Source organism: Legionella sp. PATHC039 (genome assembly GCF_026191275.1).
Classification (GTDB): Bacteria; Pseudomonadota; Gammaproteobacteria; order Legionellales; family Legionellaceae; genus Legionella; species Legionella pneumophila.
This window is the reverse complement of sequence record NZ_JAPHOP010000001.1, coordinates 2387058-2409149: the sequence shown is the minus strand read 5'-3', so window position 1 is coordinate 2409149 and position 22092 is coordinate 2387058. Positions and strand designations below refer to the sequence as shown.

The following is a 22092-nucleotide window of genomic DNA, read 5'->3' as shown; positions in this document are numbered from 1 at the left end:
TACAGTTATACTAAAACCAGCTTTAGCGGGTTTGATTTTTGCTATCCCACTAAAAGAATAAATAAGCAAAACAGAGGCCGGTCATGCTATTAATTAAGACGGGTTCATCTCTCCTTGGGATAGTTCTTGTTTTGCCTTTTCAAGTTGCTCCAAGACTGAATCAATGCCATATTCTGAAGCTTCGGCAAGTAATGCCGAAAAAATTGCCTTTTTTGCCCGAAATATATTAGGGGCAACCTCATCTCGAATCATTTTGTCCTTTTGTGATTGAAGTTCTTCAAGAGCATGTGAATATTCTTGTATCTCAATTTTCGGATTAATATATCTTAACCCTTCATTAATGAGATTTTTTGTCACAATTTGAAACATTTCATAGTTCATTGCTTGTTTATACAATGGATCAGCGGTGGTTTTCTGACAACTTAACAGCAATGCCAAGAGGTTATTAGCAGTCAAATTAATGTCTTTATTGGTGAATAACGAGATGAGGGCGTCGATATCATGACAAAAAGCATTGAGGCCTTCTTGTATCTTGATATTTTCTGGTTTTTCAAAATCAGCCCATTTGCCAAAAGTTGCTACTTGTTGATGAATCGTATTAAGAACTTTTTCTATCCATTTTAATTCATAAGCATCAATTTCCTGTTGTTTCCCCTCCTTATCAATAGTCAATAATACTTTGCTATGTGGTCTTTTGTGTTCTTTGCCCTCTCCTTTTATGGATGTCTCCCTATGAGTGAGATAGGCTGTTGATTCATGGTAAGGTTTTACAAATTTCTCATGTATTACATTTTTATTAGCGATCACATCGACAATTAATCCGTAGTCGTCAAATAATTTTTTTTGCAAGTTTTTGGCAAAGCCTAATCCTTCACATACACTCATCACTAGTGTCAACCGAGGTGTTATATCAGGATTTTTAAAATCTGGATTCGTTAGTAATTTGCCAAAATAGGCAGCAACATCGTCTAATTTGTATATCTTTGGATTTTCTTTTTGTCTATCAAGAACCATGTCATCTAGCTCTTCGTGTCCATGAGCTGAAAAATATATTTTGGTACGATTTGTTATCGGTCCAGGAAAGAAATCTGGGTCAACCAAGGTTTTCAGGTCGCTTCCATCCGGTATTTTCACGAGTATTGAGGGGCTTTCATGAATTATAAGTGTATCAATATTTGCCGTTACTTGATCTTGAGCTAAATTGATGTAAATGAGTTTATCATATTTGGAATGCATGATAGAGCTCCATTTTGGTTTGAGGATATTCTTAAAGTATAGAATTTTTGATTAAAAATTCACCATAAAATGGAATAAACAAATAGAATAATTTAAGAAAATAACTTCATCTCATGTTGAGATTTTGGTTGTTCAATTAGAAGCCGTTATCCTGTGTTGAGGGTATTTATAGGCTGATGAAAAAACAAGTCAATTAATGAGTATATCCAACTGAATGGTTTTCTGCTTTCTCATCGAGATTAGCAAAGAAAGTAATTTTTTTAATAAAATTTCGTTTTTTATAATAATTTTGTATTAGACTCTGATTTATCAATAGCATCGAGATTAACTCTGTATCGCCTTCGATGGAATAAGGAAGTTCGGTCTGTCTAAATCCAAATTTATCGTAAGGCTTTTTACTAGCAAGTGTGTAGTTTGCTAATAGTTCAATATTGCTCGATAGATATCCTAAGCATAGAGTTTATCTAAAATTTGGCTCACTAATTCAATGTCAACGTCTTGCTGTCTATACTTATATTATTAATTTTAAAAATTCAAAAATGAATAAATCCCCCCAAAGCTTTAGTGAAGCGAATGAGCGAATAGGTAATGCAATACATCATGTCTGTTTAAATGCATCGGATGCAAAATTCATTAAATCCAATATTCAAGAGAGCTACCGGAGCTGGGCTAATATGCTTTATGACCGAGTTTTTTTGAACTGGGGATTATGTGATAAAAAAATATATCGGGAATTATCGGCATTAAATTTTGATTTTTCTAAAGTAGGTTTTTTTCCTCATGTTTATGGACAATCACTTCTTTTTTATTTGATAAGGCCATTAATAAAAATCCATTTATTTAATAAAAGATTACTTGATGTCGGTTGTGGTAATGGCGTAGGTTTGAAAATAAGTTCTGAATTATTAAACACAAGATACACGTTAGGTATCGATTTGGTCAACAAGTTGGTCACTAATTCGAATAATAGCTTTTATATAGAAGATAAAATTAATTATATGCAGGCCGATGCAGAAAATATGGCTATAGCAAACGAAAGTTTTGATATTGTCACTAACCTTGAAAGTTCACATCTTTATCCACAAATCGAGCATTTTTTTTCTGAAGTAGAGAGGGTTTTAGCGCCTAACGGATTTTTTTGTTATGCGGATGTTAATTTTGATGTGAAGCAGCAAGCAGAACGCTTAGAAGCTTTTGTGAAGACTAGGAAAAATTTACGCATCATTGAAAAGCATAATATTACTAAAATGATCCAAGCATCAATTTATCAGCGTTTAATTGTCAATGAAAAAGGATTTTACCAATTAGCTCAATACCTTTTGGGACCTGATAAAATTAACTTTACTTCAGAACTGTCCAATGTCGCCAGTTCAATGGGGCTCATGTTTCTTCCCTGGTGGAGGATTCGCTTTAAAAATCCGGCATTGCAAGCGCTTGGAAAGTTTGCTCGCCAGTGCAAGCACTGGAAGAAAAAATATTATTTTTATTATTTAATTCAAAAGATTGAATCATAAAAACCAATCCACTATTTCCAGTACATGGTTTTATTGAGATGCACTGGGTATAACTGAAATAGAGTACTATGTTTATCGTTTTGATTAAAGCAATGCCTATTCCGAATCAATGAGAGAAATCTCAATTAGTGCATGGCTCTTAGCCTTGCTACCCGCTCTGCTGTTGAGGGATGAGTTGAAAAGAGGTTCGCTAGCTTTTCTCCATTTAATGGATTAATGATAAACAGGTGCGCAGTGGCAGGGTGAGTTTCTGCTTCATCAAAGTATTGCTCATGGTTGGCTTTATCAAGCTTTAACAAGGCACTGGCTAGCCACTGCGGATTCCCGGAAATTCGTGCTCCACCGGCATCCGCTTCAAACTCCCTGGAGCGCGATATAGCCATTTGAATCAGTCCAGCCGCCAGGGGAGCTACTATCATCATGATCATGCCAACGATAGGATGGACACCCTCTTCATTATTTGAATTGTGGCCAAACATGGAAAGCCACATGAACATATTGGCAATCCCGCTAATCGCCCCTGCTATTGTTGCGCTTACCACATTAATTAAAGTGTCGCGGTGGATTACATGAGCCAGTTCATGAGCTAAAACTCCGGTGATTTCTTCTTGAGTGAGCCTATCTAACAATCCTGTTGTAACAGCAATACTGGCATTCTCCGGATTTCTCCCTGTTGCAAACGCGTTCGGAGTAGAGTTATTAATTAAATAAACTTTGGGTACTGAGGTTCCTGCTCTATGAGCAAGCTCTGAAACAATATGGCAAACAAAGTGATTATTAGAAAGAGGCTCAGCATTATACATTTTCAAAACAAGAGTATCTGAATACCAGTAAGCTGAAAAATTCATAATTCCTGCGAATAGTAACGCAACCAGCATTCCTGTAGAACCGCCAAGCAATCCCCCAATAACAAGCAGCAATGCTGTTAGAGAGGCTAGCAAGATAAAAGTTTTCAGGTTATTTATCATTTCTCATCACCTCATTTACTCTTCCTATATTTTATATCTGATATATAAGGCCAGATGTTAAAAATTCAATTTGGAGCGTTATCTCTGTTTATGTCCATGCTTTAGAGCTGGAGATCAAGAAAACCTATTGAGCGTAATACGTGGTTGTTTTTATTTTGAGATCAATGTGATATATTGTTGCGCGGATTTATATGTCATTAAACATCTTATGTATAGTAAATATCCAGTATTTTTCCCAAATAAGAATATAAAGTCTTTATCAGGTGTGCGGTTTTCAAATGTTGTAGGAATTCCCTCTGCCATTGAATCATTATATCGAGGTGATAATAATCTTGCAGGTATAATTTTTCTTTTGCCTACTCTAATTACAGGAGTATTTTGTCAAAATTTTCCTGAGGTTGTGGATATGGAGCAAATAAGATTGCACAAATTAACTAACCTATCTAATGATTTTCATATGGTGAGTATGTCAGAGGATCCTCAAATTGCATTAGATTGGGGGAAAGGATGTTTTATAACAATCGACCCTGTTTTATTTTCTGATTATATTGTAGATGTTCATGCAACCTTTAGTAAAAACCAGCTCAATTTGCCTGGCCGAATGGAACGAGAAAGAGAGCATGTTGCTTTAGCTGTACCCTTTTGCAGCATAAGAAAAATTACAATTCACAATAAAGAATTAGTTAACCCCTTTTATCTTAGGATACCTCAAGACAATAAAGAAGCGAGAATGGAGTTTAATACTCTTTACTGCCAGTTAATTTCACTTATAAGAAACAAATATACTCAGGAAGTAAATGAGAAAGAAGAGCAAACAGCATTACGTGCTTGTTCTATAGCTTATTTAGAATTTTATGCTAAATTCGGTGGTTGCGATAATCCTTTTGATAAAACCCTTGCAGAACTGGTTGAACTCTATCCGGAATTTATGAGCTATCTTTTGCAATCAAATTGTCATCTTTCATCAAAAACAGATTTGATGAAAGAGATTGTCATGAACTCATCGGATAATTTATTTAAAGAACATCCTTATACTAAATCGATTGATGCTTCTTATATCTATAGGGTTAAAGAGAGCACTACTTGTTATGAAGATGACTGGGCAAAGCCAGTTTATGATTAGTAATAAGAAAGATGCTGGTTTTCCTTGAATTCGTTGAAGATGACCACTAACGAGGTGAGGGCATTTGATCTACGTTACCTTCTGTATTATCCAAAGTATCTGAAAACACGGAATCTGTTTCATCTGTATCACCCAAAAAATCAAAATCTACGGGCGTACCGATGCGTTCTGGTTCCAGTTGTTTAATGATGTTAGCTAAATAAATTGTGGTTTTGTGATTAACGAATGATGATACAGCAATGATTTTTTTATTAAGTAACAGGTGATAATATTCATGAACCCCATCGTTACCTTTTTGAATAGCAATAGATGGATCAGCGGGAGCGATAAAATAAGTATTGCCGGCTTTTTTAGATGTAATGCGTGAACCTAGTTTTTCAAATAAGCAATCCATGCCTTCTTCCGGAAAAAGAGGAAACTCTTCTTTGGTATCTGAAGTGGTAAAAAAGGAATAATCAAAAAAAGATGATTTTTTCATATAGGAGCTACCATTAAACATAGATATGCTCAAAATTATATCATGATAAACAATTTAAAGGTATTTGAATTGCTAACCACTGATGGCGGTTAACAATGGACGTATTATTTTACATCGAGCAGGTTTCTTTTCTTTCTTGAATTGTCAAAATATTCGCTGCAGAATTCGATGAGGGCGGTTCAAAGAGACTAAAGCTGGAAAGAAGCGATGCAGTTGAAGCAGCTTGCGTGCTTTGATTATCTTGGTCAGGGACTTTATCTTCAGCGACCGTATGTGAATTCAGCAAATCGATGATACATTGCCGATAACTTTTTGGTGCATATTCTGCGATTTCTTCAATAGCCATTTCCTTTAGAAGCGCATCTTTAGATAGCATAATAAATGGAAGCCTAAATTTAGGAGGTAAATAGGATAATAAGGTCGCTGCAAAGTTTTGTAGTAATTCAGGATGAACATCCCTTATAAAGTCATTCACTATGTCACCCGAAATAACATTCCTTGCAAAAATCCAGGCTATGGTATTAGAAGTAAAAAATTCACCCATTGCTGAGATAAAATCAATTTTTAATTGATTGGGTAATTGTTTGAGATAACATGCAAAATCTGCACTTTGCGGTTTTTTCGATTGGAATTTAGTGCGAAACTCTTCACATAAGGCTTTATATTTTTGCTTATCTTCTTCAGAAGGAACTAATTTTTTTGTTTGCATACTCCTTTTACCCATCTGAGACAATTCTTTCAGCTCCTTTTTTCCGCCATGACTTCAAAAACATCAGGGATCAATTTTTGTTCCTTTAACGCGTAGGCGCTCGTGTAACTTGACGGAGTTACTTCATTATTAAAGGGATTTGTTTCTCGTTCATTATCAAAAGTAAAGGGGGAAAGGTCTCTTATTATCATTTTTTTAGTATTGACAAGATAACAGTGCTCAGTAGCCCCGTCGCCTTTTATGCCAGGATAAGTTGTTATATCCTTTCCTTCGTATTGGTTTAAGCGTAAGATTACGTTTGCAGGGAGTAGAAAAGGATTATCATTAAAAAAATCATAAAGTCCGGATAAAATATCGTTCCGATCATCTTAGAAATCAATAACGATTTCACTGTCAGGATGAAGAGCAGCAACACGATGGGCATGGGCGTAAAGCAAAGAGCGTTTCCTTTCATCAAATTCTGATTGGGCATGGTTTTCTTGAGAATGTAAATATTTTTCCTTTAAAATTGCTTTATAACTATGTCCTGCTTCTTTTTCCCCATACAGATCCGCCAGAAAAAATGGATCCATGACGACGTTGCAATCGACTTGACTGGCTAAATAACTCTGGATGATGGGGAATGCAGGAACAGAGGAGTCTGAGCGTTGGCTGTTAAACTCATCAATAAATTTGTCTTGCCGATTGCTTCCACTCTCAACAATTAGCAAATCATAGGCTTCTTTCCTTACCAACATTCTTTGCAAATCAAATAAATTTTGGTTGCTTTCAATTAGCCATTTTTCTATAGGTTTTTCAAGGGTATGTGCATGATACATACACCCATCAATGTCGTATAAACTAAGATTGATTTTCATATCTACTCCAACGTATTTAAATTTTGATGAATACGAAGTGTAATGATGAGCATCTTAAGATTTTCTTAAGGTGGAATGACATTTTGAAATGGGACAGTCGTAAATGGAATACAAACAAGCGCGCACATTGTTTTTAATAATCTCCCTTTATCTTTTCCTGATTAATCATGAAAAGCTTATTTACTTTTTTATTCTAACCATTTAGTTTACGAGCCTGGTATTTGGAAATGGACTTTTAAAATGACTAAAAAAGTAACGAATATTGCGGTAATTGGTGGTGGAACAGGAATAACTACTGCCTGGGCTTTGGAAAATCAACAAAAATTTCATGTTACTGTATTTGAGGAAAACGATCGTTTAGGCGGGCATATTCACAGCATCAAGATTAATAATGTAATCCTTGAAGGGGGTGCAGAATTCATAGGACCACCCACATTGTATCCCAATGTGCATCGATTGTTTCAATCTCTGGGGGTGGCTTTAGATCAGTTTGAATTAAATATGGATTTTGACGATCTGAAACAAAAGGATCATATTATTTTACCCCCTTTGTATCATACATCAAGTGGCAAATCTGAGGACACTTCATCAATTCTATATACATTATCCTGTGGTTTATTTGGCAAGAGAAGGAAACAGAATGATACCCGTGTTTCAGTGGATACTCTACTCACTGAAATGTACAATTTGCTTGAGATGAACCACTTAATTATGGATGCCAGGAACAAATTACTGCATCCAGATAATTTAATAACATTAGAGCAATTTATAAAAGAGTTTAAAGAGAAATGTGTACACGCACTTTCACCTATAGACAAGTTTGCTGAGGAGTTCGTGTATCCTTTGATTGCCTCAGGATGGGGAGTTTCAATTGAAACAATCAAAAAATTTGGCGCCCATTATGCCATGAACTATCTGGCAGCAGGAATGAATTGGTTTGATGCGCCAGAAGGTTTGAGCAGCTATATTGATAAAATGGTGGCGCAATGCACCAACACTCAATTTAAAGTGAATACGGCTATAAAAAAATTAATACCAGTAACAATTGATGGAAAAATAAAGTATCAATTATTGAAAAGAGATGGCACATTCGTTTGCGATGCCACTGGAAGTCCAATTGTTTATGATGATGTGGTTATCTCCACACCGGCTTATATAACGAGTGAACTGCTGTCTGGTATTGAAAGTAACACGATAAAAGTATTGCGTGAAACACTTGCCAATGTCACTTATTATGACACAACAGTAGTATTTCATCAGGATACCGAATACCTGTCTCCCTACAGAACAGTTGTGCACAGCCGTTTTGATGGGACTCAATCAGCAAACACCATGTGCAAACCCTGGAAATTTAATAAAGATGAAATACCCATAATGAAAACCTGGGTTTTGCCTGGGCAAGAAATGCCTAAAAACGTACTGAGAGAAGTTCATTACAAACACCCGGTCATGGATAAAAATTACTACGAAGCACAGCAAGCCTTGCATGCAGCACAAGGTGAGGCCGGGTTATGGCATGGCGGTATTCTTGCTGGATTTAATGATTCACATGAAAGTGGTGTTACAGCAGCATTACAAGTTGCTGCCCAATTGAATCAGCGAGAACATTGTTTAGATAAAAATGAACGTCTCGCGCTATTCCCTCATATACTTGACTCTGTCCTATCTCCGAAATTGTCTACAGATATGAGGGTGGAGGTTGCAGCAGTAGCCGCCTATCCTTCAATGCCATAAACCTGACATCGGTTATTCTGTGGCAATATCTATTAAATTGATATCGCTCTCAAGGACAAATTGAGAGCGATAATTGTGGATCTGATTTTAAATTTTCTTGGGACAATAGAGGCCAGATTTAAATTCTGCAGATCAAGGAAAATGAACAGTTGGCATTCAAAATTCAAGCTCTGGCTCCCAAAGCGCATTGATTTTTACTCAGATTACTTTATAGTGAGTTTTTCTTTAAACGCTTAATTCTTTGAATGGATTTCATTTTATGATTAGGAAAAAGATAACTCAAATTTCATTTTTTATGATTTTGGCATTGATTGTTGGGGTTGTAGAAGCTAAGACTACTCGTCCCGCGGATGAACAACAACTTGCTCGCTCTATTTATAAACAATTTATCGAAGTGCAATCAGGATTTACTACCGGTTCAACAACGCCGCTGGTTGAAGTGGCTGTAAAATACTTAAAGAAAGCCGGTTTTTCCAACGAGGACATTTTCGTTGGTGGAGCCAGTCCACAAAAAGCCAATCTGGTTGTACGTTATCGCGGTACTGGGGAAAAGAAACCTTTGTTATTACTTGCACATACGGACGTTGTTGAAGCCAAAGCTTCCGATTGGAGCATGAATCCTTTCCAACTGACTGAAAAAGATGGGTATTTTTATGGCAGAGGCACTTTGGATGATAAAGCGCAAGCGGCTATTTGGATAGCCAACTTAATCCAATATAAGCAGGAAGGATTTAAACCCAAACGCGATATCATTGTTGCCTTGACGGCTGATGAAGAAGGAAGCAGCCCATACAACGGGATTAGTTGGCTGATTAAAAATCACAAGGATTTAATCGAGGCAGATTTCGCTCTTAATGAGGGTGGGTGGGGTGATTTGGCTAACGGGAAAAAAATATCACAAAATATCCAGGTGAGTGAAAAATACATTGTCAATTACAACCTTGAGGTCCGTAATAAAGGGGGGCATAGTTCGCTGCCAACCAAAGATAATGCCATTTATCGTCTTGCCGGGGCTTTAGAGCGACTGTCAAAATTTAATTTTCCTTTAAAAACCAATGATGTCACTGCGGCCTATTTTAAACAAATGGCGGCTATTGAGATAGGGCCTCTGAAAACAGAAATGATTGAAGCAAGCAAAGGCTCGAAGCAAGCTATGCAACGTTTAGCTGATAGTTCACCGCAATGGAATGCTATTTTACGAACAACCTGTACCCCTACCTTACTTGAAGGAGGGCATGCAATGAATGCTTTACCACAATTAGCGGCTGTTACCATAAATTGTCGTGTGCTCCCAGAGGATTCACCTGAAATGGTTGAGCAATCTTTGAAGACAGCTATTAACGATCGAGAGGTTACACTAAAGCGCATTGGCAAATTGTCCAGAGGCCCAAGTTCTCCACTTAGCCCGGAAATACTAAAAACAATTACTCATCTAACTCAAACTTATTGGCCTGAAGTTCCTGCGATTCCAATTATGGTTACTGGCGCAACAGATGGACGCTATCTGCGATCAACTGGAATTCCTACCTATGGAGTGATGGGGCTATTTTTAGACCGCGATGATTTCCGAGCACATGGTCGTGATGAACGGATTAGTGTCGAATCATTTTATGAAGCTCATGCATTCCTTTATGATTTGGTGAAACAACTGTCAAGCGATGTAACTTAAGCATGATTTTTCCGGTCGGGACCTCACTAAATCAGGCAGGATATTGATTTGAGGTCCCTGAGGTCAGTTTTGCAGAATTTCCCGATGTAAAAGCTTGTAAAAACAACGAATGTTTATTGAGATTTGGAAAACAGATATATGTTGAAGGGCTTAAAGGTCATTGATCTGAGTACGGTTCTTGCGGGGCCCTCTGTAGGCACTTTTTTTGCCGAGTTAGGTGCTTCAGTTGTTAAAATCGAACATCCTGTGCATAAGGATGTGACAAGAACATGGAAACTCCCAGGAGAGGATCCTCATTCTGAGATTTCAGCTTATTTTGCCAGTGTTAATTTCGGAAAGGATTATTTGTTTTTAGATCTCATGAAGGAGGAGGATTATCTCTATTTCCTTAACCTTATTGCAGAAGCAGATATTTTAATTATGAATTTTAAAAAGGGAGATGACATAAAGCTAAGAATACAAGCTGATCATCTTCTCAGTATAAACCCACGCCTAATCATCGGAAAAATCAATGGTTATGGTGAAGAAAGCGAACGCGTTGCCTATGATCTTGTTCTCCAGGGTGAAAGCGGTTTTATGTCAATCAATGGGACATCTGACAGCGGCCCAGTTAAAATGCCTGTCGCCCTAATCGATGTCCTCGCAGCTCACCACCTGAAAGAAGCTATCCTTCTGGCTCTCTATAATCGGGAAAAGAGCGGGGAAGGTAAGGTTGTCTCTGTTTCACTTTATGATGCTGCTGTCAGCAGTCTTGTCAATCAGGCATCTAATTACTTGATGACTGGGCAGGTGCCGCAGCGTATCGGGTCACTGCATCCAAATATCGCCCCCTATGGCGAATTGTTCCGTGCAGCTGATGCTGCGCTTATCATCTTGGCTATAGGTTCTGATAGGCACTTTGCAAAACTATGCGCTGTCCTTGGGCTAAACGATTTGCCGGATAATGATGAGTTTAAGCACAATCAAAACAGGGTAAGGAACCGAGAAAAGCTCGCTTTATTAATTGCTGAACAAACAGCGAAATGGCAAAGTAACAAGCTTCTCGAAATGTTGCACAGGGAAAATGTTCCAGCTGGGAAAATTATGGATCTCAAGGACGTTTTTGATGATGAGCGTGCGAAATCTCTCATTCGAAAGGAACTCATCGGTGATATTCCCACGGCGCGTGTCACATCGGTTGTTTTTAAATAGATTAGGACTTACCCAAAACCCTAATGTGGCAGGGTTTAAATTTTGTATGCAAGAAAAGCGAATATTTCAAATGCAAATTCAAACTCTGCGCCAAAAAATGGCCTGGAATCCTAAGAGCCACGATTGTGGAGTGCCTAAAGACAAGCCCGTGGCTCAATAATTGAATTATTTACAAGCAATGTTTATTAGGATTCCTTTTCATACAAAGATTGGCAAAATAATATCTTAAATCAGAGACAAAGATATCCCCTTCGTTTTCCATTACAAAGATTCTTTCAGGTTGCAATTCAAGATAATTGGATGCCTTCAGAATAGAGTAATAAACTGAACTCGCATAAGAGAAAATCCATTTGTCGAAAAAGGGTAGAATCATATCAGGATCGTTAGAATAAAATCGTTGATAAATATCGGTGATTAATTCCTTTCTCATGTCAAAATTGCTTTTAAAATAAAAATTGTTTCTGTCTTGACGATAAAGCGTGAATGGCGTTTTATCGGGGTTATTTTTTAAACCAGCATTAAGATTCATCGATACAATGATGCCTTTGGCATTTTCAATTTGTAATGTTGTAGTATTGAATAAATTGTATCCATTATATTCTTTCAGATAGGATTTTAAATAATCAATAGCGTTATCTGTCAATGGATCGAAATAACTTTGAATAGAAAAGCTTGTCGCGTGCTGTTCCGGATCATTTACATCATAGCCGCAGCTGACATAGGTGTTGTAAGTAAACAAATTAGGAGAAATTTTTTTTGAAAAGATTTGATCTATTTCATTTTCTACATCGTCACAGCTAAGTTCCAATCCTGTAAGATTTCCGCTAACACGAACAATTTGAGTCGGAAAATCAATAGTTCTTTGAGTCATCTGGTTAAGATTAGACATGTCCTGTTCATTGCTATAGTGCCTGACTACGGTATTTTTATTCTGCGGCAATGGCGAAAAAATAAGGCCATCTGCGTTGTTATCAGAATTGGCGAAAGCGAGAAGGGGAGATAAAAGCAAAGCGCCTAATAAATAACCTGGTTTCATAACAAACTCCTTTTTAAATTAATTCAGAATTCCATTCAAATGATTATCCGATTAGAATGCTGTTTAATAATTGTTCTAATCGGATGGGGTAGAAAGTATATCTTATCTGGTTTGAAGATTAGATCCTATAACCAACATAAATAAAACAGATGTGATGATCGCATGTGAGCGAAAGGGAATAGCAAATTTTTTTACTTTAATAGACCATAGATAACTATGAAGAAGTATATGGTTTTGAATGGATGCGTAATACCAAGAAGCAAGTGAATGTAATGGTTTATAAAAAGAACACAATGGCTTGAGTCAAAATTAATTTAATATTGATTTAATAATTTACTGTTAGAATTTCGAGCCATGTGAAAACCTGAGGAAAAAATATGATATCCCAAAAAGAAGCACTTGCTTTACTCAACAAGTATGAAAAACACTTAAATGAGCTGCAAAATATTATTACAACAAGTTATCAAAATCTTTTACGTTTTGATGCGCAAATTATGCCCAATGCTCTGGCTGCACTAAAAGCTATAGCAAACAACACTCAATTTGTACCAGTTGTAGCTACTTCAGGCATGAGCAGTATAAAAGAGTTGAATTCTGATCCCCAAATAGCTCTTAATGAATTGTTAATTGATGATTTTTTTAAAGATCATTTCCAAAAAATGTGTATTCACTATGCCAAGGATAAACCGGAATTATTAACAAATTTACAAAATTTTCATGCATGTGTAAGCCAAGAAAAAATTATTATTTATAAAGCAAAAAATGGAGAACTTGCACTGAAGTTTCCTACCCAAGAATGGAGAGACCGATTTATTCAAAAGATGGGGGGCGTATCTCATTTTGCATCTTCTGATAAATTCAATGCGAATAAAGAATGTCCGCAAACTTATCCTGAAAATCCGTCTACGTTGTATCTCAGTACCTATACCGCAAAAAATGGGGAGTTAGCCGTAGTTTTTCCTAATAAGGAAATACGTCAAAACTTTTTAACTTTACTTAGACACGCCTCTTCAGCAACATGGTCAATTTATGAAGGGCATGATGCGGTATATTTTAATGATAAAAATTTGCATACCCCCGGATATAACTTTGGTATTAATGCACCAGCGTGTGTTTCACAATCATCTAATGCTGCCCATGCGGATGTTCGTTATGCTGCAAGGATTTTGGGCCAAGCACTTAGAAATCCAAATAACACTTGCTTCTTCAACAGACTTACAGGAGAATTAATTAATAAAATCATAAGCTTAAGCACTGACAATGAAGTGCTTGCGGCAGAGGATGCAATAAGTTCGGTTCAACCTAACTTAGGTAAGCCTCAGTTAAAATAATCAGCTATTTTTATAGATGGAAAAAAAGGTGCCGGGGCTTGAATTTTATGTGCAAAGACAGCAAATATTTGCAATAGAAAATTCAAACCCTGACTCTTGATTTCCTTTAACTAGCGCTGCAGAAAATCAAAATTTCAAGCCGGCATCAAACTGTGTAATCAATCCTTTCCGGTGATTTGGGACTTAGGGTAACAAACGATTATTAAGTCACAGTTTGTCACCCTAAATCTGAAAGAATGAGGATTAACTGTCAATGTTGGCATTTGCTGCTTTGATGTCGAAGCGATCGGCTGTCATTACCTTAACCCAGGCCTTAACAAAATCTTGTATAAATTTATCTTTTGCGTCATCGGTTGCATAGGCTTCTGCAACTGCTCTTAACTCAGAATTCGCGCCGAAGATGAGATCAACCGAGGTCGCTTCCCATTTCAGCTTCCCAGTTTTGCGATCATAACCTTCATAAATCCCTTCTTTCTCACTTGATTTCTTCCACTCTGTTGACATGCTTAGCAGATTGATGAAAAAGTCATTATTTAGAGTTCCAGGTTTGTCAGTGAATACACCATATTGGTTTTGTCCAGTATTCGCGTTAAGTACACGCATCCCACCAACTAAAACCGTCATTTCCGGAACACTTAATTTCAACAGACTCGCTTTTTCCACCAACATTTCTGGTGGCGACATATTGTTGCTTTTATCAAAGTAATTTCTAAACCCGTCTGCTGTAGGTTCAAGAACCTCAAAAGACTTCACATCAGTCATTTCTTTTGTGGCATCTGTGCGTCCTGGCAAGAAGGGAACAATGATGTCGTAGCCAGCTTGCTTGGCCGCTTGTTCGATTGCGGCATTACCACCTAAAACTATCAAATCCGCAAGAGATATCTTTTTCCCATTGGCTTGAGCATTATTGAAGTTATTCTGAATGCTCTCCAATGTTTTTAATACTTTTGCCAGCTCCTGAGGATCATTAGCCGGCCAATCTTTCTGGGGAGCCAGGCGAATTCGAGCACCATTTGCCCCTCCACGCATATCAGTACCACGGAAGGTAGATGCCGAGGCCCAAGCAGTTCTGACCAGCTCGGATGTGGTCAATCCCGAGTTGAGAATTTTACCCTTGAGGTTAGCAATATCATTGGCATCAACTAATTTGTAATCAACCAGTGGAACTGGATCTTGCCAAATCATGATTTCTTTAGGCACTAAAGAGCCGAGGTAACGTGAACGTGGCCCCATGTCTCGGTGAATCAGCTTAAACCAGGCACGAGCAAATGCGTCATCGAACTCTTTAGGATTATCAAGAAAACGCTTGGCAATTTTACTGTAAACAGGATCAAATTTTAGTGCCAAGTCTGTGGTCAGCATGACCGGCGCATGCCTCTTACTGGGGTCAAATGCATCGGGAACCATTGACGAGGCATTCGAATTCTCAGGTACCCATTGGATTGCTCCACCGGGGCTCTTGGTTTTAACCCAATTGAAATTGAACAGGTTTTGTAAGTAGTTATGGCTCCAGTGGGTAGGTGTTATGGTCCAGGCACCTTCTAAACCACTGGTAATCGTGTCTTTCCCTTTGCCGCTACCGTAACTGTTTTTCCAACCAAAGCCTTGTTCTTCTATGCTTGCTGCTTCTGGTGCTGGCCCCAGATATTTGCTGGGCGCGGCTCCATGTGTTTTTCCGAATGCATGCCCGCCTGCAATTAAAGCAACTGTTTCTTCGTCATTCATGGCCATACGCCCGAAAGTCTCGCGAATTTTTTCGGCCGCAGCAAGAGGATCTGGAACGCCGTTTGGTCCTTCCGGATTCACATAGATTAAGCCCATTACGGTCGCAGCAAGCGGTTTTTCAAGTTTTCCATCTTTATCTTGGCGCTTACTTTCCAGCCATTTGCCTTCAGGGCCCCAATTGATATTGATGGCCTCCCATGCGTCTTCACGCCCTCCAGCAAATCCAATGGTCTTGAAGCCCATAGATTCCATCGCAACATTTCCAGCAAGTACCAACAAATCAGCCCATGAAATCTTGCGCCCATATTTCTGCTTAATTGGCCACAGTAAACGTCTGGCTTTGTCCAGATTGGCATTATCCGGCCAGCTGTTTTGCGGGGCGAAACGCTGGAAGCCACCATTTGCTCCACCGCGGCCATCATAGATGCGGTAAGTTCCTGCCGCATGCCATGACATGCGTATGAATAATGGACCATAGTTACCATAATCAGCAGGCCACCAGTCTTGCGAGGTAGTCATTAATTTTTTGAGATCTTCTATCACGGCATTTAAATCTAAGCTATTGAATTCTTTGGCATAGTTGAATTTTTCACCCATGGGATTCGAAGTGGCATTGGGTTGTCGCAGCGGGCTAAGATCGAGCATTTTAGGCCACCAGTATTGATTGGTTTTCGGTTTATCTTCTTGCGCATGGGCATAATTTGGTAAAACGGAAGGCGAGATGGCCAGAGTGAATGCTGCAAACAGAGGTATTGTTCGTTTGAACATAGAAATGACTCCCTTTTCTATACAGAAAAGGCAAAGTATACTCCATGTTACTTTCAAGCAGCAATAACACATTTAACTGTTTATTCAACAAGATAATTTAAAGTACACTATACCTTTCAAAAAGGTAGGGTTACATTTTTTTTGATAACTTACTGATCTGCTCTGCTACCTCAGGTTCATTAATGCCACGAATAATCACCTGATCTTTGGTTTTGATTTTTGCTACTTCAAAGTGAATGCCACCTGAGGTTTTACTTAAGCTTCTCAAGAAATCCAAAGATTTTATCTGATGTGTTTTTTCAACAGTTTCAAGAGATATAAGCGCATCAACGTGATGTTGTCCATCTGTGCGCAAGTGTGCTGAAACTTCAGGACCTAGTAAGGATTTCAAAATGGAAGCAGTCAATGTGTCAAGAGCTTTTGGATCATAATTATAGCAATTGGCGCTTACCTTATTCCAAAAATCGGTATCCAATTCCTTATCAGAGTTTTTAAAAATATTAACTCCCAGTGGGAAATAAGTAGACAGTCCTTTTTTTGTATATGATTTGACCAATTCTTTGTAGGCCTGTGTTTCATTATCCGGGTTATGGACATGGTACCAGAGGTATTGATTAGCATTTTCATCCTGTTGGGGTGTGGTTGTCTGGAGAATAACTTTTCTGATTGAATTGCGATTTGGAGAATTAAGATAGTAAAAAAGTGAATTTCTTATCTTTTTTGAAGTATGCTTATTGAAATTTTGAATTAAGTTACTTTACCTGCCAATTTGTGTTGTAGTTATTAGTTGAGTTTATCTTGTTCATTATTGTTATGCAGAACTCAACCGATTAATACTTTGGGAAAGATGAAAACATTAGCTCATGGTTAAATCCATTCTGTTTTCTTCAGACTCATCTTGTTCTCTAATTATTTCTTCTGATTTTCCTTTCACTGCCTCTTGAAGTTTTTGTTTGAAGCTCTGTGTGGTTGTAGGCAGTGGCCCAGAAGTATTCGCTGTTTTTGCTCTTTGTTGTTCTACAAGCGCTTGATTAGTATTAAGAAGTATTAGTTCCGTTTGAACTTGTTGACTGAAATGACTGAACGATGTGGGTGTGGCGATGGTGGTTTGAGATGATTTATCTACATTAAACCCATCTGCTTTCATGATATTTTTTAGCTCGTCGCTGATGCCAGCTTTGACTATTTGCGTTGCTGAAGTGGAACAATTAAATTTATAGAAGCTATAGGCGGTTGTACTTCGTGCCAAACTGGCCATTTTGTCAAGGATTCCTGCTGTATCAAGAGCAAAAGTTGGTGCATTGTAATCGTGGGTTGTGGGTATTCTGAGCACTGATAAGGGAGGTTCTCCAACGCTCAGATACCGCTCTTCAAAATCCATTTGACATAATTTGATTTGCTCAACCACTCTTTTTAGTTCTTTGTTAATCTCAGCAAGGCGAATAATTTCAGCATCTGTTAAACCGAGATCTCTATTAGGTTGCCGATGTTCAAGGGCAGATCTGGCCAATTCCTGCGCATAATTTTTTCCTTTATCAATTAACTGTTGCAATTCAGTTTGTAATGCTGCTTCCTTAGCTTTTAATTGCTGATAAGCCGGGTCATTTTCAATTGTAATAGTTTCTTTAACATTTTGATGAGAAAATTCTTTTACTTTGGAAATCGTTTTTTCACTAATTAATATTCCCGTAACATTAGTTTTATTAGCAGCAGGAGTATTTTCTCCGTATAAATGCCTCTGTATTTCAGGTTTAATTTTGGGAGCTGGTTCATGACGCCATTCTGATTCCAAATCTTGCCTGTGGCTGTTGATGTGATGACCATTGGTATGCCCAGGCCACCAGCTAAAATAGACAAAATAGACGACTTGTTCTTTGGGTTTATAACTCCCGTCTTCTTGTTTTTCTGGAATAATTTCTGTGCGTTTACTGATTGAAAGACCAGGCACATCCTGATATTTTTTCGCTAACTCATCTCCTTTTGCATCAGCTGGAAATGTTAATTCAACGGCAGCATGGCCAACATTGCCACCAAATAACATGGATTTAACTGGTTTGCTAAACCCCAACCCTTTGGAACCATTTTTCCAGGTATATATTTCAAGGCTCATAATAAAGTCTCCACACAACTAACATGGTTTTATTATGAGCCAATTGATTAAAAATTAAATTAAAGGGGGCTTATATGTGCAGGGAATCTCAGCATCATACATTCCTAACAGGAATAACGCTGAATCTTTAAAGATTCATCAAGACTTATGAAAAACGTCAATAGGAGCGAAAACCTGATCTGATAAGAGGGAATATTTCTCAGTATAAACAAAATGGATTAACTATTCTTGCCAATGCTAATCTGTAATCCCGCAAATGAATTGTATTTATAAATAGGGAGGTCTTTATTTAGAATTTTCTCGTAGTTTTAATAATTTTTTTCAATAAGCTTCTATTTTCAAGATTTTAAACTAATATGGAAAGATAAAAGGGATATTTAGTGAGCAGATTATGACAATGATGATTACAACAGGAAATTCGTTTGAAGGGAAAGTAATTAAACAATATTTGGGTATTGTGAGAGGTATAGTAGTGCGCTCTCCTACCATCAGCCAGGGATTGATGGGAGGCTTGAAATCGATCGTCGGAGGAAAAATTGGTGCGTACTCGCAAATGTGTGAGCATGCAAGAGAAGAAGCATTTCAGCTCATGATAGAACATGCCCAGGCACTCAACGCCAATGCCATTATTGCCATGCGTTATGATACGGGTGAGGTTGGGCAGGCTGGCACAGAAGTTTTATGCTATGGAACAGCGGTGATTATCTGATAAACTATTATTCGGGCGAATGATAGATTACAAAATTCAAGTCCTGCCCGCCCCTTGCTGCAGGCAATTCTCTACAACCTGCTCATTCTTTTTTTGCCTTCTTTAGCAATAGATAGATAGTTTCAGAGCATTTAGGATGAGTCAGGGAATTGGATAATCCACTATTACTGAACTATATTTATTCTATTGGATTTTTTATTTTCAATTTGAATTGATCTAAAAATACCAGAACAAACCACCCCAAAAGTTGACAATGAGGTGGATGATGCCCATCGATATAAATAAATTTTCCAGCGTGAGTTTAAAGATGCCTTGTCCATCGGAAGAAGGGCCAATTCTAAATCTTGTTTATAAAAAGGATACTGCAAAAAGGTGGGGGGTAGTTTTTTTACAACGAATTAAAACCCCCAATGGATTAGGGACAGTAATAGGAGAACACAAAGATAGGTTATGGATATGGCTTGATGGTAATAGGGGTGTTTCAGGCTGGGAAGTGAAAGATAATCTGTTCAGCATGAAAGGTTTTGAACCGGTTAAAAAGCCATTGATGAATTCATATCCTGATGAGGTCGAAAAATATATTGAAAATTTATTCCAATGTTCTATTAATGAACTTGTCGCGTTTACTCAAAATCCTTTCCCTTTAATTTTTGGGGAAGAAAGTAAACCAGCAATTGAAGCCATAGAAAAAAATTGGGAGCTTTGGCTAGAGTACATAACCTCAAACTTAGACACATGGTCTAATTATTTTACCAAGTATCTTCAAGAGCACTCACAGAACCCATTGGACAAAATGCAGCAATACGGTGAGCTTACTACTCGAGTGACTGGTATTCCTAAAATAACAATTAAAGAATTTAATCTCTCTTATGTCAAAGAGATTAAAGCAGTTGAAGAGCAGATTAGTGATTTACAGCAACAAAAATCGTCAGTTCTAAAACAAACCAGTGCCAAAGACGATCAAGAGCAGATTGAAGGAATGTTCAAAAATTTAGAACAAGCACTACACGACCAACTAGGACAACTTAAAAAATTAGAAGAGCAAAACCTTCAACAAAATATGTTAACCTCTCAATTAATCAAAGTCCTGTCTAATCAACAATTTGCTGAATTTAACCAACATGCGAAAAGAATTGAATTAAGTGTAAACATTTTATTGGGAATCAAGCCGCAATTACAAGACAAATCCTTTATGAAAACCTATAAAGCCATGCTAACTCTAATGGCACAATACTTATACGAACAAGATCTCATTGAAAAGCAGAGTGAAGCAACCGATAAGACTGGCAAAGAAGAAGTAGAAGCTAATCCCTCGCCTGATTTATTTACAGGCTTAGCACTTGCTATGGTAGCAGGTGATTCCACTATCAAAAAAGCCTATTATTTGCGGTTGATAAATCGTTTGGATAGTAATAATAACGTAACCAAAGAAATGCCTGTAACTTTTGATTTAGAGATTTGGGCGGCCAGCAATCCTCAACAAATGATTAAATTGTACCGTTGCCTGTCCAATAGTGCAAAATTTAATAAATTTGAAGAATATTTGTCTTATAAAGAGTATCCGTTATTTGTTTTTGAAATTGTAAAATTAAAGATGAGCTATATACTTGCCCTTAATGAGGTGCAGAAAAACAATAGCGAATTCTCTATACCTCAGGAAATTAAGTTTCATGCTCAAAAAACTCTAGACTTCTTGGTTGATTTAATCCTTGATGGGAATGAAGAAATAGCAATTTGGGCAGAGAAACAAATTAAAGGCAATAAAAATCCATTTATAAAAAACTACAGAGTTTATGCGGCATTGGCGGAGTTTTATGTTACCCCACCCCATGTTGATGAAGAAAAAGGATTGTTTTTTTACAATGAGGGGAAAACAAGCACGAAAGATCCTGAAGAAAATAAACAAGCAAAATTAGTTTCCATTCTGTATGAAGCCATTCATGCCAGCACAAGAGAAATACGACGAGCAGCCGTGGAAATGTTAAATAAAATACGTGAATACCATTACTTAAAATTAGCAGGCCATAAAAATCCTGATGCGGCATTGCTTTGTTTGGACTATTGTTTGGCAAATAATCAACTAGATGAGGCAAAACAATATATTGCCCTTGCTCGTAAGGCTGATCGCGCTAAAGCGGCTTATCTTGAAGCCCTGATAGTAGATAAACAAAAAGGGGACTTTATGCCTTTTTTACTGGAGTCGCTTGAGTTTGGTTTTGCTCATGCGGGTCATGTTCTGAGAAAAATGTTATCGGTCTTACTGGAAAAAAAACAAATTGAAGAAATTAAAGAACGATACCTTAATTTATTACATAAGCCATTTGTTCTGAATAAACTTACTGTTCCATTGATTAAGGATGTTATTATGGCTGTTTACAACAGTACTGGAGATACTCAACAGCAGGAAGAATTTAGGGAAAAATGGATGTATAATTTACTTGCTGTGGTGAAAAACACTGAAATAGGGCAGAAAACAGACCTGGTAGTTACTCTTTTAACAGAGTGCCGCGAGCTTTTGTCTGATGAGGGAGTGTTAGTGGCATTAAGTATTTTATCAAAACAACGATATTTCGATGAACCAGGTGATCCATTCTTGTTAGATGCTATTGCTAAAATTATTACAGAGCAAGATAAAAAAGGTCCGCAATATTTTTTCAACTTGGGCATATACGATTTTCTTAAAAATAACACAAAATTAGTAGTTATTTTGATGACTAATGCTTCAAGCAAAAAGACGCTGGCTCAATGTGAGCGGTTTACCAGTTTTATCGAGAAAGAGCAAATCCGTATTGAAGAGGCTGATAAAGTGAAAAATCAGCCATCCCTAGCTAACCTGGGCTTATTTGGTGATAATAACAATAACAATTTACCGGAGGAAAACAATCCCTCACCATCCACCAGGGGAGCCAAAAAAGGTTAAGCTGCCGCTATTTG

17 protein-coding genes and 1 pseudogene are annotated in these 22092 nt (G+C 37.5%); 8 read left to right on the top strand and 10 right to left on the bottom strand.

Annotated features, from left to right (window positions below; translation table 11 throughout):
* Positions 1–93: 93 nt before the first annotated feature.
* Positions 94–1236, bottom strand: a complete 1143-nt coding sequence (locus tag OQI99_RS10970) for a hypothetical protein (RefSeq protein WP_265731952.1) — start codon at positions 1234–1236, stop codon at positions 94–96.
* Between the two features lie 539 nt (positions 1237–1775).
* On the opposite strand from OQI99_RS10970, the gene OQI99_RS10965 reads away from it, so the two are divergent.
* Positions 1776–2750, top strand: coding sequence for a class I SAM-dependent methyltransferase (locus tag OQI99_RS10965; protein WP_265731951.1), 975 nt, complete (start codon positions 1776–1778; stop codon positions 2748–2750).
* Positions 2751–2875: 125 nt separating this feature from the next.
* On the opposite strand, the gene htpX is transcribed toward OQI99_RS10965, so the two are convergent.
* Positions 2876–3718, bottom strand: a complete 843-nt coding sequence (gene htpX, locus OQI99_RS10960) for a zinc metalloprotease HtpX (protein WP_265731950.1) — start codon at positions 3716–3718, stop codon at positions 2876–2878.
* Positions 3719–3926: 208 nt separating this feature from the next.
* On the opposite strand from htpX, the gene OQI99_RS10955 reads away from it, so the two are divergent.
* Positions 3927–4841: a hypothetical protein gene (locus OQI99_RS10955; protein WP_265731949.1), complete on the top strand. Its 915-nt coding sequence runs from the start codon at positions 3927–3929 to the stop codon at positions 4839–4841.
* 46 nt (positions 4842–4887) lie between these two features.
* Here OQI99_RS10955 and OQI99_RS10950 read toward each other — a convergent pair whose 3' ends face one another.
* The 4 genes from OQI99_RS10950 to OQI99_RS10935 form a co-directional block, all read right to left on the bottom strand.
* Entirely contained in the window at positions 4888–5319 is a 432-nt protein-coding gene (locus tag OQI99_RS10950; RefSeq protein ID WP_265731948.1) for a hypothetical protein, read from the bottom strand.
* 109 nt (positions 5320–5428) lie between these two features.
* Positions 5429–6028 (bottom strand): hypothetical protein, encoded by a 600-nt coding sequence (locus tag OQI99_RS10945; protein WP_265731947.1) that lies wholly within the window; start codon positions 6026–6028, stop codon positions 5429–5431.
* A gap of 29 nt (positions 6029–6057) precedes the next feature.
* A complete protein-coding gene (locus tag OQI99_RS10940) occupies positions 6058–6219 on the bottom strand; it encodes a hypothetical protein (RefSeq protein ID WP_265731946.1) in 162 nt (53 codons plus the stop codon).
* Between the two features lie 177 nt (positions 6220–6396).
* The gene (locus OQI99_RS10935; protein WP_265731945.1) at positions 6397–6885 is read right to left on the bottom strand and encodes a hypothetical protein; all 489 of its coding nucleotides are present in this window, start codon (positions 6883–6885) and stop codon (positions 6397–6399) included.
* Positions 6886–7125: 240 nt separating this feature from the next.
* Between OQI99_RS10935 and OQI99_RS10930 the strand changes: the two genes are divergently transcribed.
* The 3 genes from OQI99_RS10930 to OQI99_RS10920 all read left to right on the top strand — a co-directional run bounded on the left by OQI99_RS10930 (position 7126) and on the right by OQI99_RS10920 (position 11479).
* A complete protein-coding gene (locus tag OQI99_RS10930; protein WP_265731944.1) occupies positions 7126–8619 on the top strand; it encodes an FAD-dependent oxidoreductase in 1494 nt (497 codons plus the stop codon).
* Positions 8620–8878: 259 nt separating this feature from the next.
* Positions 8879–10288 carry a M20/M25/M40 family metallo-hydrolase gene (locus OQI99_RS10925; protein ID WP_265731943.1) on the top strand — a complete coding sequence of 470 codons (1410 nt, stop codon included), beginning with the start codon at positions 8879–8881 and terminating at the stop codon, positions 10286–10288.
* A gap of 138 nt (positions 10289–10426) precedes the next feature.
* On the top strand, positions 10427–11479 hold the full coding sequence (locus tag OQI99_RS10920) for a CaiB/BaiF CoA transferase family protein (protein ID WP_265731942.1): 1053 nt from the start codon (positions 10427–10429) through the stop codon (positions 11477–11479).
* A gap of 169 nt (positions 11480–11648) precedes the next feature.
* Here the strand turns inward: OQI99_RS10920 and OQI99_RS10915 are convergent, their stop codons facing one another.
* Positions 11649–12515: an Lpg0189 family type II secretion system effector gene (locus tag OQI99_RS10915; protein ID WP_265731941.1), complete on the bottom strand. Its 867-nt coding sequence runs from the start codon at positions 12513–12515 to the stop codon at positions 11649–11651.
* Positions 12516–12892: 377 nt separating this feature from the next.
* Here OQI99_RS10915 and ceg5 point away from each other — a divergent pair, with 377 nt between their 5' ends.
* Positions 12893–13846, top strand: a complete 954-nt coding sequence (ceg5, locus tag OQI99_RS10910) for a Dot/Icm T4SS effector Ceg5 (RefSeq protein ID WP_265731940.1) — start codon at positions 12893–12895, stop codon at positions 13844–13846.
* A gap of 243 nt (positions 13847–14089) precedes the next feature.
* Here ceg5 and katG read toward each other — a convergent pair whose 3' ends face one another.
* The 3 genes and pseudogenes from katG to OQI99_RS10895 all read right to left on the bottom strand — a co-directional run bounded on the left by katG (position 14090) and on the right by OQI99_RS10895 (position 18449).
* A complete protein-coding gene (gene katG / locus OQI99_RS10905; RefSeq protein ID WP_265732367.1) occupies positions 14090–16339 on the bottom strand; it encodes a catalase/peroxidase HPI in 2250 nt (749 codons plus the stop codon).
* A 130-nt stretch (positions 16340–16469) separates the two neighbouring features.
* Positions 16470–16973 (bottom strand): annotated as a pseudogene (locus OQI99_RS10900) (hypothetical protein); the annotation flags it as partial.
* A gap of 222 nt (positions 16974–17195) precedes the next feature.
* Positions 17196–18449 (bottom strand): hypothetical protein, encoded by a 1254-nt coding sequence (locus OQI99_RS10895; RefSeq protein ID WP_265731939.1) that lies wholly within the window; start codon positions 18447–18449, stop codon positions 17196–17198.
* Between the two features lie 391 nt (positions 18450–18840).
* Here OQI99_RS10895 and OQI99_RS10890 point away from each other — a divergent pair, with 391 nt between their 5' ends.
* A complete protein-coding gene (locus OQI99_RS10890; protein WP_265731938.1) occupies positions 18841–19158 on the top strand; it encodes a YbjQ family protein in 318 nt (105 codons plus the stop codon).
* 265 nt (positions 19159–19423) lie between these two features.
* Positions 19424–22078 carry a hypothetical protein gene (locus OQI99_RS10885; protein WP_265731937.1) on the top strand — a complete coding sequence of 885 codons (2655 nt, stop codon included), beginning with the start codon at positions 19424–19426 and terminating at the stop codon, positions 22076–22078.
* The last annotated feature ends 14 nt before the right edge of the window (positions 22079–22092 follow it).

Bases quoted from the DNA above. Each gene is read 5' to 3' on its own strand.
- OQI99_RS10955 (WP_265731949.1), top strand. From the start codon at position 3,927: ATGTATAGTAAATATCCAGTATTTTTCCCAAATAAGAATATAAAGTCT.
- OQI99_RS10930 (WP_265731944.1), top strand. From the start codon at position 7,126: ATGACTAAAAAAGTAACGAATATTGCGGTAATTGGTGGTGGAACAGGA.
- OQI99_RS10925 (WP_265731943.1), top strand. From the start codon at position 8,879: ATGATTAGGAAAAAGATAACTCAAATTTCATTTTTTATGATTTTGGCA.
- OQI99_RS10940 (WP_265731946.1), bottom strand. From the start codon at position 6,219: ATGATAATAAGAGACCTTTCCCCCTTTACTTTTGATAATGAACGAGAA.
- OQI99_RS10885 (WP_265731937.1), top strand. From the start codon at position 19,424: ATGCCCATCGATATAAATAAATTTTCCAGCGTGAGTTTAAAGATGCCT.
- OQI99_RS10970 (WP_265731952.1), bottom strand. From the start codon at position 1,236: ATGCATTCCAAATATGATAAACTCATTTACATCAATTTAGCTCAAGAT.
- OQI99_RS10920 (WP_265731942.1), top strand. From the start codon at position 10,427: ATGTTGAAGGGCTTAAAGGTCATTGATCTGAGTACGGTTCTTGCGGGG.
- OQI99_RS10915 (WP_265731941.1), bottom strand. From the start codon at position 12,515: ATGAAACCAGGTTATTTATTAGGCGCTTTGCTTTTATCTCCCCTTCTC.
- OQI99_RS10950 (WP_265731948.1), bottom strand. From the start codon at position 5,319: ATGAAAAAATCATCTTTTTTTGATTATTCCTTTTTTACCACTTCAGAT.
- OQI99_RS10965 (WP_265731951.1), top strand. From the start codon at position 1,776: ATGAATAAATCCCCCCAAAGCTTTAGTGAAGCGAATGAGCGAATAGGT.
- OQI99_RS10935 (WP_265731945.1), bottom strand. From the start codon at position 6,885: ATGAAAATCAATCTTAGTTTATACGACATTGATGGGTGTATGTATCAT.
- OQI99_RS10945 (WP_265731947.1), bottom strand. From the start codon at position 6,028: ATGCAAACAAAAAAATTAGTTCCTTCTGAAGAAGATAAGCAAAAATAT.
- htpX (WP_265731950.1), bottom strand. From the start codon at position 3,718: ATGATAAATAACCTGAAAACTTTTATCTTGCTAGCCTCTCTAACAGCA.
- ceg5 (WP_265731940.1), top strand. From the start codon at position 12,893: ATGATATCCCAAAAAGAAGCACTTGCTTTACTCAACAAGTATGAAAAA.
- OQI99_RS10890 (WP_265731938.1), top strand. From the start codon at position 18,841: ATGACAATGATGATTACAACAGGAAATTCGTTTGAAGGGAAAGTAATT.
- OQI99_RS10895 (WP_265731939.1), bottom strand. From the start codon at position 18,449: ATGAGCCTTGAAATATATACCTGGAAAAATGGTTCCAAAGGGTTGGGG.
- katG (WP_265732367.1), bottom strand. From the start codon at position 16,339: ATGTTCAAACGAACAATACCTCTGTTTGCAGCATTCACTCTGGCCATC.